The sequence below is a fragment of the Mycolicibacterium moriokaense genome (genome assembly GCF_010726085.1).
In the GTDB taxonomy this organism is placed as follows: Bacteria; Actinomycetota; Actinomycetes; order Mycobacteriales; family Mycobacteriaceae; genus Mycobacterium; species Mycobacterium moriokaense.
Genome location: NZ_AP022560.1, coordinates 3,032,150 through 3,046,319, shown reverse-complemented (window position 1 = coordinate 3,046,319; position 14,170 = coordinate 3,032,150). Strand labels below are relative to the sequence as shown.

Sequence of the window (14,170 nt, the reverse complement as noted above, 5' to 3'; positions counted from 1 at the left end):
ACATCGACCACCTGCGACAGACCGTTCGAGGGAGCCCAACCACATGGCCATCTCCGTTCAGATGCCCGCACTCGGCGAGAGCGTTACAGAGGGGACTGTGACCCGCTGGCTCAAGCAAGAGGGAGACACCGTCGAACAGGATGAGCCACTGCTCGAGGTCTCCACCGACAAGGTCGACACCGAGATCCCCTCACCCGCAGCCGGTGTGCTGCAGAAGATCGTGGCCCAGGAGGACGACACCGTCGAGGTGGGCGGCGAGCTGGCGATCATCGGCGAGGCGGGTGAGTCCAGCGGAGGCGACTCCGGGGCGGACGAGGCACCGGCCGAGGAACCCGCCGAAGAGGAGAAGCCCGCCGAGGAGCCCGCCGCGCAGGAGGCACCCGCTGCCGAGGAGCAGGAAGCAGCGCCCGAACCCGCACCCAAGCCGGCCGCCGCGTCATCCGGCTCGACGACCCCGGTGCTGATGCCGGAGCTGGGCGAATCGGTGACCGAGGGCACGGTGACCCGCTGGCTGAAGAAGGTCGGCGATTCGGTCGAGGTGGACGAGCCGCTGGTCGAGGTGTCGACGGACAAGGTCGACACCGAGATCCCCTCGCCGGTGGCCGGAACCCTGGTGTCGATCACCGCCGAGGAGGACGACACCGTCGCCGTCGGTGGCGAACTGGCCAAGATCGGCGACGCCGGCGCCGCAGCCGAGGCCGCACCGGAGCCCGAACCCGAGCCGAAACCCGAACCCAAACCCGAGCCCGTCCAGGAAGCCAAGCCGGAACCGAAACCCGACCCCAAGCCGGAACCCAAGCCCGAGCCCAAGCCGGAACCGAAACCCGCGCCCGCCGCGGAGGCGCCGTCCGGTGACGGTTCGCCGTACGTCACCCCGCTGGTGCGAAAGCTGGCCGCGGAGAACGACATCGATCTGGCGACGGTGAAGGGCACCGGTGTGGGCGGCCGGATCCGCAAGCAGGACGTTCTCGCGGCGGCGGAGGCCAAGAAGGCCCCGGCGGCCGCGCCTGCGGCACAGGCGCCGTCGAGCGCGCCCGCGCCGAAGGAGGCGCCCGCACCCGCACCCGCCCTGGCGCATCTGCGCGGCACCACCCAGAAGGCCAACCGGATCCGTCAGCTCACCGCGAAGAAGACCCGCGAATCCCTGCAAGCCACAGCCCAATTGACGCAGACCCACGAGGTCGACATGACCAAGATCGTGGCGCTGCGGGCGCGCGCGAAGAACGAGTTCGCCGAGCGTGAGGGCGTCAACCTGACGTACCTGCCGTTCATCGCCCGCGCGGTGATCGACGCGTTGAAGGCGCATCCGAACATCAACGCCAGCTACAACGAAGAGACCAAAGAGATCACCTACTACGACGCCGAGCACCTCGGGTTCGCCGTCGACACCGAACAGGGTCTGCTGTCGCCGGTGATCCACAACGCCGGCGACCTGTCGCTCGGCGGGTTGGCGCGCGCAATCGCCGACATCGCTGCGCGCGCCCGTTCCGGGAACCTCAAGCCCGACGAGCTGTCCGGCGGCACGTTCACCATCACCAACATCGGCAGTCAGGGCGCGCTGTTCGACACGCCGATCCTGGTGCCGCCGCAGGCGGCGATGCTGGGCACCGGCGCGATCGTGAAGCGGCCCCGGGTGATCGTCGACGACTTCGGCAACGAGTCGATCGGTGTGCGGTCCATCTGCTACCTGCCGCTGACCTACGACCACCGCCTGATCGATGGGGCCGATGCCGGACGATTCCTGACCACCGTCAAGCGCCGCTTGGAGGAAGGCGCATTCGAGGCCGACCTGGGCCTGTAAGGCACTCGTGTCCGACGCCGTCATCGCCATCGCCGGATCATCCGGTCTGATCGGCTCCGCGCTGGTGTATGCCCTGCGGGCCACCGATCGCCGGGTGCTGCGGATCGTGCGCCGCGCGCCGTCCAACGCCGACGAGGTGTTCTGGAACCCCGACACCGGAGAGTTCGACCGGAGCGCGTTGGCCGGGGTCGACGCCGTGGTGAACCTGTGCGGCGTCAACGTCGGCGAGAAACGGTGGTCGGGTGCGTTCAAGCAGAGCCTGCGCGACAGCCGCATCGGGCCGACCGAGGTGTTGTCCTCGGCCGTCGTCGACGCCGGCGTGCCCGGGCTGATCAACGCCAGCGCGGTCGGCTACTACGGCGACACCGGCAGCCGCACCGTCGACGAGACCGCACCGCCCGGTGCGGGCTTTCTGGCCCAGCTCTGCCAGGACTGGGAGGCCGCAACAGCGCCGGCCGAGAGCGACGGCGCCAGGGTGGTGCTGCTGCGCACCGGTCTGGTGCTGACCGCAGCCGGCGGTGTACTCGGGCGGTTGAAGCGGTTATTCGCGCTGGGACTGGGCGCGCGACTGGGCAGCGGTCGCCAGTACATGCCGTGGATCAGCCTCGAGGATCAGGTGCGCGCGGTGCTGTTTGCGATCACGCACGACGAGCTGTCGGGTCCGGTCAATGTGACCGGCCCCGCGCCGGTGACCAACGCGGAGTTCACCGCCGCGATGGGTCGCGCGGTGAATCGCCCCACACCGCTGATGGTGCCCGGCTTCGCGTTGCGGGCCGCGTTCGGCGAGTTCGCCGACGAGGGCCTGCTCGGCGGTCAGCGCGCGATCCCCGCCGCTCTGGAACGCGCCGGGTTCGAGTTCCACCACAACACGATCGGCGAGGCGCTGGCGTTCGCGACCGCGCCGAAGGCCAGCTAGCGCGTACCGTCACAGATATGGCGCCAGTGTCCATTCGGTCGGTGAGCGCACCTGTCGACGTGCGTCGGCTGGGCACGGTCGACTACCAGCAGGCCTGGCAGCTGCAGCGCGAGCTGGCGGACGCACGCATCGCCGGTGGCCCCGACACCCTGCTGCTCCTCGAACACCCGCCGGTGTACACCGCGGGCAAGCGCACACTGCCCAGTGAGAGGCCCGGCGCGCCCGACATCCCGGTCATCGACACCGACCGTGGCGGCAAGATCACCTGGCACGGTCCCGGACAGCTGGTCGGCTATCCAGTGATCGGACTGGCCGAACCGATGGATGTCGTGAATTTCGTTCGGCGCCTTGAGGAATCGCTCATCAAGGTGTGCGCGGATCTCGGCCTGGAGACCGGCAGGGTCGAGGGCCGTTCCGGGGTGTGGGTGCCCGCCGACGAGCGCGGGCCTGCGCGCAAGGTGGCCGCCATCGGAATCCGGGTGTCGCGAGCGACGACACTGCACGGCTTCGCCATCAACTGCGACTGCGATCTGTCCGCGTTCTCCGCGATCGTGCCGTGCGGCATCTCCGATGCCGGCGTCACATCGTTGACCGCCGAGCTGGGTCGACGGGTGAGCGTGGCCGACGTCATCGAACCCGTGGCCGAGGCTGTCTGTGACGCCCTCGACGGCCGCCTGTCGGTAGCATTCACACAGTGACAGTCACGCCTGGGTCGAATGTCGCCGGCCATGCGGCTCCCGAAGGCCGAAAGCTGCTGCGTCTCGAAGTGCGTAACGCCGAGACGCCGATAGAGCGCAAGCCACCGTGGATCAAGACCAGGGCCAAGATGGGCCCGGAATACCAGGAGCTCAAGGCCCTGGTCCGGCGCGAAGGTCTGCACACCGTTTGCGAAGAGGCGGGCTGCCCGAACATCTTCGAATGCTGGGAGGACCGCGAGGCCACCTTCCTCATCGGCGGCGAGCAGTGCACCCGCCGTTGCGACTTCTGCCAGATCGACACCGGCAAGCCGGCCGAACTCGACCGTGACGAGCCGCGCCGCGTCGCCGAGAGCGTGCAGGCGATGGGGCTGCGCTACTCGACGGTGACCGGGGTGGCCCGCGACGATCTGCCCGACGGCGGCGCCTGGCTGTACGCCGAGACGGTGCGCGCGATCAAGGAACTCAACCCCAACACCGGAGTTGAGTTGCTGATCCCGGACTTCAACGCCGACCCGAAACTGTTGGCAGAGGTTTTCGCGTCACGCCCAGAAGTGTTGGCGCACAACGTCGAAACGGTGCCGCGCATCTTCAAACGGATCCGGCCCGCATTCCGCTACGAACGCAGCCTCGAGGTGCTGACCGCGGCGCGCGGCGCCGGTCTGGTCACCAAGTCGAACCTCATTCTCGGCATGGGCGAAACACCCGAGGAGGTGCGCGCCGCGCTGACCGATCTGCACGCCGCGGGCTGCGACCTCGTCACCATCACGCAGTACTTGCGGCCGTCGCTGCGACACCACCCGGTGGAGCGCTGGGTCAAGCCCGAGGAGTTCGTCGAGCACGAACGCTTCGCCACCGAACTCGGCTTCGCAGGCGTGCTGGCCGGGCCACTGGTGCGCTCGTCGTATCGGGCTGGGCGGCTGTACGCGCAGGCGGTTCGTTCGCGGCAGCCAGCGCCGACGCAGCCGTAATTTCCGACTCCGTATCCTGAACCAATGGCGAAATCCCGCAACCCTGCCGAGGTCAAGGCCGCCAAGGCCGAGGCAAAGGCGGCCCGCAAGGCGGCATCCAAGGAGCGACGCAGCCAGCTCTGGCAGGCGTTCCAGATACAGCGTAAAGAGGACAAGCGGCTGCTGCCCTACATGATCGGCGCGTTCGTGCTGATCGTTGCGGCGTCGGTGGCGCTCGGGATCTTCGCGGGCAGCTTCACCACGTACATGATGATTCCGCTCGGCGTGGTCCTGGGCGCGCTGGTGGCGTTTATCATCTTCGGCCGGCGCGCCCAGAAGTCGGTGTACCGCAAGGCCGAGGGCCAGACCGGCGCCGCGGCCTGGGCGTTGGAGAACCTGCGCGGAAAGTGGCGGGTCACCCCCGGCGTCGCGGCCACCGGTCACTTCGACGCGGTGCACCGGGTGATCGGCCGTCCCGGTGTGATCTTCGTCGGCGAGGGATCGCCCAGCCGGGTCAAGCCCCTGTTGGCGCAGGAGAAGAAGCGCACCGCACGCCTGATCGGCGACATCCCGATCTACGACATCATCATCGGCAATGCCGAGGGCGAGGTCCCACTGGCCAAGCTCGAACGCCATCTCAACAAGCTGCCTGCCAACATCACCGTCAAGCAGATGGACCTGGTCGAATCGAAGCTGGCCGCGCTCGGCACCAAGATCGGGCCCGCGGCGATGCCGAAGGGACCGTTGCCCACCCAGGCCAAGATGCGCGGTGTGCAGCGCACGGTACGCCGGCGATAACGACCGTCGGTGTGCACCGCATGCGAATGGGCGCCTCATTTCGCCGCATTCGGTAACCGCACGCACCTGACGCGTCGAACACTGCTGACGGCCGCCGCCGTAACGGCCGCGGTGACCGCGGCCAGCGCCTGTTCGGTGCAGCCCGAACCCGGGACGCCGGACACCTCGACCGGGGCCGGCGCCGAACCCGACCGCGCCGACTTCGTGTTCCGCAACGGCCCGATCTACACGGTCAACCCGACGGCGCCGTGGGCCGAGGCCGTCGCCGTCACGGGCAACACGATCACCTATGTGGGCGGCGGGGCGGGCGCCATGGCGCTGGCCGGACCCTCGACCAGGGTCATCGACCTGAACGGCCGGCTGCTCATGCCCGGGTTCGTCGAGGGCCATACCCATCCGTTCCTCGGTGCGTTCCTGACCACCGGCGTCGACCTGCAGGTCCCCACGGGCGCCGACGCGCTGGCCGCCATCGAGAAGTACGCCAAGGAGCACCCGGACGGCCCGGTGCGCGGATTCGGTTGGCGGGTGGACATGTTCGGCCCACAGGGACCCACCCGCGCCGACCTTGACCGCGTCCTGCCCGAGCGGCCCGGCTTCTTCTTCGCCATCGACGGGCACAGCCTGTGGGCCAACAGCAAGGCGCTCGAGATCGCCGGGGTGAGCCGCGAATCCGAGGACCCCATCCCCGGGTTCAGCTATTACGTCCGCGACGAGAACGGTGAACCCACCGGCTACGTGCTCGAGGTGGACGCCGTCCTGGGCATCGTCAACGCCATCGAGCGGATCGGCCTCGACACGATGGAGACCCTGCTGCGCAACTGGCTACCCAACGCGTCGGCTGCGGGGATCACGTCGGTCTTCGACGCCGGGGTGCCGCCCATCGGCAACGATCAGGGCGCGTTGATCGGCCTGTACACCGACGTGGAGAAGGCCGGCGACCTGCCGTTCCGCGTCGTCGCGTCCTACAGCGTCAAATCGCCGCCGGTCGACGACGCCGTCGCGAAACTGAGCGACATCCGCGGCCGGATCTCGACCGACCTGGTGCAGGTGGGTGTGGTGAAGGTCATCGGCGACGGCACGCAGGAGGGCTACACCGCCTGGCTGATCGAGCCCTACGCCGACAAACCCGGCTCCACCGGCGGGTCACCGTTCACCGAAGACCAATGGCGCCAACTCATTCGGGAGGTCGACGCCGCGGGGTTCGACGTGCACGTGCACGCGTGCGGTGAGCGCACCGCCCGGACCGCGCTGGACTCGATCGAAGCGGCGATCGCGGCGAACCCGGCCCGCGACCGGCGCCACACGGTGGCGCACCTGGTCTACGTCGAGGATCCGGATAACCGGCGGTTCGGCGAGCTCGGCGTGATCGCCCAGTTCTCGGCGAACTGGATCTCGGCCGACCCCGACACCGTCCAGAACCTGGCGGCGCGGTACGGCCGGCCGCGCCAGGACCTCCTCTATCGCACGCAGGACGTGCTCAGGTCGGGTGGGCGCATCTCATTGGGCACCGACTGGCCCGCGGCAGGCTACTTCTCCACCTACAAGCCGCTGGACTCGATCCAGATCGGGGTGACGCGTCAACTCATCGGGTCGGCGGATGCGGCGGTGCTGCCGCCCGCCGACCAGCGGTTGTCGGTCGCCGAGGCGGTGCATGCGAACACGCTCGGCGCGGCCTACCAGATCCGGCTGGACCACAAGGTGGGCTCGCTGGAGGTCGACAAGCTCGCCGACATGATCGTGCTGGACAGGAACATCCTGGAGATCGACCCGCACGAGATCCACCAGGCAAAGGTGACGATGACCATGATGAACGGCCAGATCCGCCACGAGGCCTGACGGATCAGCGCCTGACGACGGCCGTGTTGGTGAATCGGTCCTGGTACCCGCGCAGGTCGCTGTCGGTGAACAGGGCCGGGATGACGAAGAACACCAGAATCCCCCGCACAATGGCGCGGCCGAGCCCCACGTGCAGGCGGTTGTCCACGGATGCGACGCGTAAGTCGAGTGCGAGCTGACCCGGCGTGAATCCGAACAGCCGCACCGAGATGATGCCGAGCACGAGCCAGACCACCGCGATGGAGGTCGAGCCCAGCGGTGTGTAGAGGAAGTTCTGCTGGCTCATCAGGCCGAGGGCGACGGCCAGCCCGACAAGGCCGTAGGCGATGAACCAGTCGATCAACAGCGCCGCGATACGCCTGCCGAACCCGGCGATCGAGCCGGGGCCGGACGGGGGAAGGCCGAGGCGTTGACCGGGATAATCGTTGGGTCCTGATTGGCCACCGGGTTCGGACCCCGACAGCCAGGACCCCAGTGGGCGGGCCATACTGTCAGGATATGCGGGACCCGATTGCGTAACTTCGGCGCAACATGCGGTTGACGGTGGTGCAACATCGTGTCCTTAGCGTCAACGCGCGGGTTACCAGATATAAGGAGAGTTATCAGTGGCAGAAAAGACGGCCGACGACGTCATTAAATTGATCAAAGATGAGGAAGTCGAGTACGTCGACATCCGGTTCTGCGATCTGCCCGGCGTGGTCCAGCACTTCTCGATCCCGGCATCCGCATTCGACGAGAGTGTCTTCGAAGACGGCTTGGCGTTCGACGGCTCCTCGGTGCGCGGCTTCCAGTCGATCCACGAGTCCGACATGATGCTGCTGCCGGATCCCGAGACCGCGCGCATCGACCCCTTCCGCGCAGCCAAGACACTCAACCTCAACTTCTTTGTGCACGACCCGTTCACGCGTGAGGCCTACTCGCGTGACCCCCGCAACGTGGCGCGCAAGGCGGAGAACTACCTCGCCAGCACCGGCATCGCCGACACGGCGTACTTCGGCGCCGAGGCCGAGTTCTACATCTTCGACTCGGTGTCCTTCGACTCGAAGATGAACGGCACCTTCTATGAGGTCGACTCCGAGTCCGGCTGGTGGAACACCGGTGAGCCGGTCGAGGCCGACGGCAGCGCCAACCGTGGTTACAAGGTGCGCCCCAAGGGCGGCTACTTCCCCGTCGCGCCCTACGACCACTACGTCGACCTGCGCGACCAGATGGCCACCAACCTGCAGAACGCCGGGTTCACCCTCGAGCGCGGCCACCACGAGGTGGGCACCGCCGGCCAGGCCGAGATCAACTACAAGTTCAACACCCTGCTGCACGCGGCCGATGACGTGCTGCTGTTCAAGTACATCATCAAGAACACCGCGTGGCAGGCCGGCAAGACGGTCACGTTCATGCCCAAGCCGCTGTTCGGTGACAACGGGTCCGGCATGCACGCCCACCAGTCGCTGTGGAAGGACGGCCAGCCGCTGTTCCACGACGAGTCGGGCTACGCCGGTCTGTCGGACCTCGCGCGCCACTACATCGGCGGCATCCTGCACCACGCGCCGTCGCTGCTGGCGTTCACCAACCCCACGGTGAACTCCTACAAACGCCTGGTGCCGGGCTACGAGGCGCCGATCAACCTGGTGTACAGCCAGCGCAACCGCTCCGCCTGCGTGCGTATCCCGATCACCGGCAACAACCCGAAGGCCAAGCGCCTCGAGTTCCGTTGCCCGGACAGCTCGGGCAACCCGTACCTTGCGTTCGCGGCGATGCTGATGGCCGGCATCGACGGCATCAAGAAGAAGATCGAGCCGCTGACCCCGGTCGACAAGGACCTCTACGAGTTGCCGCCGGACGAGGCCGCCAGCATCCCGCAGGCGCCCACCTCGCTGTCCGCGGTGATCGACAAGCTCGAAGAGGATCACGAATACCTCACCGAGGGTGGCGTTTTCACCGAGGACCTGATCGAGACCTGGATCTCCTACAAGCGCGAAAACGAGATCCTGCCGATCCAGATCCGGCCTCACCCCTACGAGGTTGCGCTCTACTTCGACGTTTAGTCGGCTCGCCGACGCGACGTTTAGTCGGCTCGCCGACGCGACGTTTAGTCGGCTCGCCGACGCGACGTTTAGTCGGCTGACCGAAGGCCGGGTGGCGTTCGCGCCCCCGGCCTTTCGGCGTTTTAGCTGTGAAAATCCTGTAGGCCTTGCGTAGGGTCGAGGGACATGACGACCAAACTGGATGCACGTCTTGCCAGCTACTCCTCACCAGTTCTGAGCATCTTCCGCATCGTCTTCGGTCTGCTGTACACCATGCACGGCGCCCAGAAGCTGTTCGGGTGGCCGGCCCCCCTGCCGACGCCCATCGAAACCGGCTCATGGCCGATGTGGTGGGCCGGGCTGCTCGAATTTGTCCTCGGCATTGTGATCACACTCGGACTGTTCACACGCATCGCCGCGTTCGTCGCATCCGGTCAGATGGCGGTGGCGTACTTCTGGATGCACTGGCCACCGCTCGAAGGTGAGCCGACGTCGTTCTGGCCGCTTGTGAACGGCGGCGAGATGGCCGTGATGTACTGCTTCGCGTTCCTGCTCCTGGCCGCGCTGGGTGGCGGCGCGTGGTCGGTCGACGGCAGGCGACGCACCGGTGTATCGGGGCGTGCGGTCACCTGAACCGCTTCGCGGACGCGCCGGTTCAGTCCAGCGCCATATCCTTGCGGAACTTGCGCATGCCGTCGATCTTCTCGTCCAGTGAGGCCTGCGGTCCGGAGTAGAACATCCACGGCATGGTGATGATGCCGTCGATTCCGCCGGCGCGCGCGCGGTCGTAATGCTCGGGGGTGAATGCGTCGGTCAACGGTGTGATGACGACGAAATCGTCCATCGTCAGCCCCTTTTCGGCCCGCAGCTCGCGCAGCTTGTCGATGCGCTCGATGGCCCGGTCGGTGGTGATCAGGTCGCCGATCCAGCCGTCGTGACGCGCGGCGCGACGCAGCGCGATGTCGGAGAGTCCGCCGACGAATATCGGGATGTGCGGTGGCGTCGGCTCCATCTCCAGCCGCGGGGTCTGGTAGAACTCGCCGTCGAACTCCGTCCAGCCCGGCTTCCAGAGTTCCTTCATCAGTTCGAGCATTTCGTCGGTGCGCTTGCCGCGCCGGTCGAACCGCTGCCCCATCAGCGTGAACTCTTCCTCGCACCAGCCGACGCCGATTCCGAGTTCCAGCCGTCCACCGGCCAGATATGCCGCCGTCCCAATGGACTTCGCGGCGGAGTACGGGTCGCGCATCGCGGGCAGGTAGACAGTCGTGACGAAGCGCAGCCGACTGGTCACCGTCGCCAGCGCACCGATCAGCACCCACGGGTCCGGCCAGTCGGTGAACGCTTCCCACCGTCGTTTCCCGTCCTTGGTGTAGGGATACGGCGTCTTCAGCGTCTCGAGGTTGACCACATGATCGGGGATGCCGACGCCGTCGTATCCGAGATCGTCTGCGGCCTTAGCGATTTCGACGGCCTCACGGGTCTCCAGGAAGGCCAGGCTGATGTAGATCTTCATCCGGCGTCCCGCGCCCACGCCGGCTGGATGAACACGCCCTCGGCCTCGACAGTCGGGCCGTTGGCGTCCTTCAGGTAGCCGCGGGCGAAGGTCTTCACACCCTCGGTCCGCTCGACGAAGGCCTCGGCCCGCAGATCCCCCAGCGGTGTGCCGCGCAGATAGCGCAGCGAGATCGTGCCGGTGAACTTCGGCCGGGTCAGTCCTTCACTGGCGGCCTCACCGAGAATGTGGTCGAGCACCAGGGCGCAGATGCCGCCGTGCACCCATCCGGGTGGGCCTTCGTAGGCGGCGCTGAGCGTGAACTCGCTCCAGCACTGGCCGTCGTCCTCGTGATGGATGACCATCGGCGGTGCAATCGCATTCCGCAGTCCGACAGCGGGATTGGCCCATGCGAGCGGTCGGCCGGTGGCCTCGTGAACCAGGGTCGACTTGGCGCGCTGTTTGGTCTCGAGCATTTCGGCCACCGCTTCGATCCGGTTCTGGGCGTCGCGGACAGTGTCCTCGTCGGCCTCGGTGTGCAGACCCGCCTCGATGAGCCGACGCAACGAGTCCGTCAACGGCCCGTAGAGCCCACGTTGCCGCTCGTATTCCTCGTCGCTGATCAGGTCGAACCCGAAATCCATGCTCACTCGTTGGACCTACTCATTCGCTCAGGACTATTCACCAAAGACCTTTCGTACCACCGCTTTTGCCCTACGCGTCACGCGCAGGTAGTTGTCGAGGAACTCGCCGCCGTCGTCGTTGTGCCAGCCGGCGGCCACTGCCACCGCGTTGAGCTGACGACCAGGACCCGGCAGCTGGTCGGTGGGCTTGCCGCGCACCAGCACCAGCGCGTTGCGCGCCCGTGTCGCCGTCAGCCAGGCCTGCCGCAGCAGTTCGACGTCGCCCTCGGCGATCAGCTCGGCCGCACCGATCGCATTCAACGCCTCCAGCGTCGAAGTGCAGTGCAGCGCAGGCACTTTGTGCGCATGCCGCAGCTGCAGAAGCTGCACCGTCCACTCGATGTCGGCCAACCCTCCGCGCCCCAGCTTGGTGTGCGTGTTGGGGTCTGCACCCCGAGGCAGCCGCTCCGCGTCGATGCGTGCCTTGATCCGCCGGATCTCCTGAACCGCCTGCGGCGAAACGCCGCCCGCGGGATAGCGGGTCTTGTCGATCATCAACAGGAACCGCTCCCCCAGGTCGGGATCGCCCGCGACGCGATGCGCCCGCAGCAGCGCCTGCACTTCCCATGTCTGCGCGTACTTCTCGTAGTACGCCTCGTAGGAGGCGAGCGTGCGCACCAGTGGACCGTTGCGGCCCTCCGGCCGCAGGTTGGCGTCGATCTCCAACGGCGGGTCCGACGACGGGGTGCCCAGCAGCGTGCGTACCTTCTCCGCGACCGACACCGACCACTTGACCGCCACCGACTCCTCGACGCCCTCGTTCGGTTCGCACACGAACATGACGTCGGCGTCGGAGCCGTAGCCCAGTTCGGCGCCGCCGAGGCGCCCCATTCCGATCACCGCGATGCGAGCGGGCACGCCGTCCTCGCCGGTGTTGTCCCGGATCACCGCTTCGAGCGCGGCTTGCAGCACCGCCACCCACACCGACGTCAGGGCGCGGCACACCTCGGTCACCTCGAGCATGCCCAGCAGGTCGGCCGAGGCGATCCTGGCCAACTCCCGTCGCCGCAGCGTGCGCGCCGCGGCGATCGCCCGCGCCGGATCGGGATGCCGGCCCGCCGACGCCACCAGCGCGCGGGCCACCGCTTCGGGCTCCACATCGCACAACTTCGGGCCGTCGGGCCCGTCGGCGTACAACTGGATGACCTCGGGCGCCCGCATCAACAACTCGGGGACGTAGGCCGATGTGCCGAGCACTCGCATCAAGCGTTTGGCCACCGCGCCCTCGTCGCGCAGCGTCGCCAGATACCACCGCGCATCGGCCAGCGCCTCGCTGATGCGCCGGTACGCCAGCAGGCCCGCGTCCGGGTCGGGTGTGTCCGACAGCCAGTCCAGCAGGGTCGGCAGCAGCACCCGCTGAACCTGTCCGCGGCGGCCACTGTCACCCGTCAAAGCCCGCAGGTGTGTCAGGGCGCTCTGCGGCCCTTCGTAGCCCAGCGCGGCCAGCTGGCGTTCGGCGGCCTCGGCGCTCAGCCCTTCCGGAATGCCAAATGCGCCAACCGATTCCAGTAGTGGCTGGTAAAACAGCTTGGCGTGCAGCCGGGACACCCGCATGTTCTGCCGCTTGAGCTCCTCGCGCAGCACGCCGAGGGCGTCGTGGGTGCCGTCGGGACGGATGTGGGCGGCCCGCGCCAGCCAGCGCAACGCCTCGTCGTCGTTCTCGTCGGGCAGGATGTGCGTGCGCTTGAGTCGCTGCAGTTGCAGCCGGTGCTCGAGCAGCCGAAGGAACTCATAGGACGCCGTCAGGTTCGCCGTGTCGTCGCGGCCGATGTAGCCGCCCGCGCCTAGCGCGGCCAGCGCGTCCACCGTCGACGCCACGTGCAGTGATTCGTCGTTGCGGCCGTGCACCAACTGCAGCAGCTGCACCGCGAACTCGACGTCGCGCAGCCCGCCGGTGCCCAGTTTGATCTCGCGGGTCCGGATGGTTGCGGGTACGTTCTCGACGACGCGACGGCGCATCGCCTGCACCTCGGAGACGAAGTCCTCGCGCTCGCAGGCGGTCCACACCATCGGCATCACCGCGTCGATGTACTGCTTGCCCAACTCGGCGTCGCCCGCCGCGGGTCGCGCCTTCATCAGCGCCTGGAATTCCCACGTCTTGGCCCAGCGCTGGTAGTAGGCGACATGCGACTCCAGCGTGCGCACCAGCTGGCCCCGTTTACCCTCGGGACGCAGCGCCGCGTCGACTTCGAAGAACGCGTCGCCGGCGAACCGCATCATCTCGCCGGCCACCCGCGTCGCGGTCGCGAGGTTGTCGTTGGCGTCCTCGGTCACGAAGATCACGTCGACGTCGCTGACGTAGTTCAGCTCGCGCGCACCGCACTTGCCCATCGCGATGACGGCCAGCCGCGGCGGCGACTCGACACAGCCCACCGTCTTGCACGCCACGATCAGGGCGGCCCCGAGCGCGGCGTCGGCGAGGTCCGACAGATGCTCGCCGACGGTCGGGAACGGCATGACGGGTTCGTTCTCCACGACCGACGCCAGGTCCAGGCCGGCGAGCACCAGGATCCGGTCCCGGTAGAGCCGTTGCAGCGGTTGCCGCGCATCCGTTGCGTTGGTTGCCTTTTCGGCCGCATCGCGGAACAGGATGCGCAGATCGTCGGCCGACGGCAACGTCACCTTTCCGGCCAGCAGTCGCCAGCTGTCGGGGTGTGCGACCAGATGGTCACCGAGCGCCAGCGACGAGCCGAGGATGCTGAACAGCCGGCCCCGCAGTGCGCGGTCGGTGAGCAGTTCCTGCTTCAGCTCGTTCCAGTCGTCGCCCAGTGCCTCGGCCAGGCGCACGATCGCCGCCAACGCGGTGTCGGCATCGGGAGCGCGCGACAGCGACCACAACAACTCGACGTGGTCATCGGTGTTCCAGCCCAGCCGATCAAGGTCGGCAGGCGCGGAGGGTTCGACCAGTCCGAGCCGTCCGACGCTTGGCAGCTTCGGGCGCTGCGTCGCGGGTTTGGCCACGGCTCGACGTTAGCGCA

Annotated in this window: 12 protein-coding genes; 8 read left to right on the top strand and 4 right to left on the bottom strand. The window is 67.7% G+C overall.

What is annotated here, in order from left to right; translation table 11 throughout:
- Positions 1 to 43: 43 nt before the first annotated feature.
- From sucB to G6N43_RS14825, 6 genes are read left to right on the top strand one after another with little or no spacing between them, the layout of a single operon-like run.
- Positions 44 to 1,801, top strand: coding sequence for a 2-oxoglutarate dehydrogenase, E2 component, dihydrolipoamide succinyltransferase (gene sucB / locus G6N43_RS14850; protein ID WP_083157318.1), 1,758 nt, complete (start codon positions 44 to 46; stop codon positions 1,799 to 1,801).
- A 7-nt stretch (positions 1,802 to 1,808) separates the two neighbouring features.
- Positions 1,809 to 2,717: a TIGR01777 family oxidoreductase gene (locus G6N43_RS14845; protein ID WP_083157317.1), complete on the top strand. Its 909-nt coding sequence runs from the start codon at positions 1,809 to 1,811 to the stop codon at positions 2,715 to 2,717.
- A gap of 17 nt (positions 2,718 to 2,734) precedes the next feature.
- Positions 2,735 to 3,415, top strand: coding sequence for a lipoyl(octanoyl) transferase LipB (gene lipB, locus G6N43_RS14840; RefSeq protein WP_083157316.1), 681 nt, complete (start codon positions 2,735 to 2,737; stop codon positions 3,413 to 3,415).
- On the top strand, positions 3,412 to 4,383 hold the full coding sequence (gene lipA / locus G6N43_RS14835; RefSeq protein ID WP_083157315.1) for a lipoyl synthase: 972 nt from the start codon (positions 3,412 to 3,414) through the stop codon (positions 4,381 to 4,383). The genes lipB and lipA overlap by 4 nt, the downstream gene beginning before the upstream one ends.
- A gap of 24 nt (positions 4,384 to 4,407) precedes the next feature.
- The gene (locus G6N43_RS14830; protein WP_083157314.1) at positions 4,408 to 5,160 is read left to right on the top strand and encodes a DUF4191 domain-containing protein; all 753 of its coding nucleotides are present in this window, start codon (positions 4,408 to 4,410) and stop codon (positions 5,158 to 5,160) included.
- Positions 5,161 to 5,169: 9 nt separating this feature from the next.
- Positions 5,170 to 6,996 carry an amidohydrolase gene (locus tag G6N43_RS14825; protein ID WP_083157313.1) on the top strand — a complete coding sequence of 609 codons (1,827 nt, stop codon included), beginning with the start codon at positions 5,170 to 5,172 and terminating at the stop codon, positions 6,994 to 6,996.
- A gap of 4 nt (positions 6,997 to 7,000) precedes the next feature.
- Here the strand turns inward: G6N43_RS14825 and G6N43_RS14820 are convergent, their stop codons facing one another.
- A complete protein-coding gene (locus tag G6N43_RS14820; RefSeq protein ID WP_083157312.1) occupies positions 7,001 to 7,483 on the bottom strand; it encodes an RDD family protein in 483 nt (160 codons plus the stop codon).
- 118 nt (positions 7,484 to 7,601) lie between these two features.
- Here G6N43_RS14820 and glnA point away from each other — a divergent pair, with 118 nt between their 5' ends.
- Together glnA and G6N43_RS14810 are read left to right on the top strand one after the other, a co-directional pair.
- Positions 7,602 to 9,038: a type I glutamate--ammonia ligase gene (gene glnA, locus G6N43_RS14815; RefSeq protein WP_083157311.1), complete on the top strand. Its 1,437-nt coding sequence runs from the start codon at positions 7,602 to 7,604 to the stop codon at positions 9,036 to 9,038.
- A gap of 165 nt (positions 9,039 to 9,203) precedes the next feature.
- Complete coding sequence (locus tag G6N43_RS14810; protein ID WP_083157310.1) at positions 9,204 to 9,650, top strand: DoxX family protein; 447 nt, start codon at positions 9,204 to 9,206, stop codon at positions 9,648 to 9,650.
- 22 nt (positions 9,651 to 9,672) lie between these two features.
- On the opposite strand, the gene G6N43_RS14805 is transcribed toward G6N43_RS14810, so the two are convergent.
- Genes G6N43_RS14805 through G6N43_RS14795 form a run of 3 tightly spaced genes read right to left on the bottom strand, consistent with a single transcriptional unit; the run spans position 9,673 to position 14,153 of the window.
- The gene (locus G6N43_RS14805) at positions 9,673 to 10,530 is read right to left on the bottom strand and encodes a TIGR03619 family F420-dependent LLM class oxidoreductase (protein ID WP_083157334.1); all 858 of its coding nucleotides are present in this window, start codon (positions 10,528 to 10,530) and stop codon (positions 9,673 to 9,675) included.
- Positions 10,527 to 11,153, bottom strand: coding sequence for a PaaI family thioesterase (locus G6N43_RS14800; protein WP_083157335.1), 627 nt, complete (start codon positions 11,151 to 11,153; stop codon positions 10,527 to 10,529). Before G6N43_RS14800 ends, G6N43_RS14805 begins: the two co-directional genes overlap by 4 nt.
- Positions 11,154 to 11,186: 33 nt before the next feature.
- On the bottom strand, positions 11,187 to 14,153 hold the full coding sequence (locus G6N43_RS14795; protein ID WP_083157309.1) for a bifunctional [glutamine synthetase] adenylyltransferase/[glutamine synthetase]-adenylyl-L-tyrosine phosphorylase: 2,967 nt from the start codon (positions 14,151 to 14,153) through the stop codon (positions 11,187 to 11,189).
- Between the last annotated feature and the right edge of the window lie 17 nt (positions 14,154 to 14,170).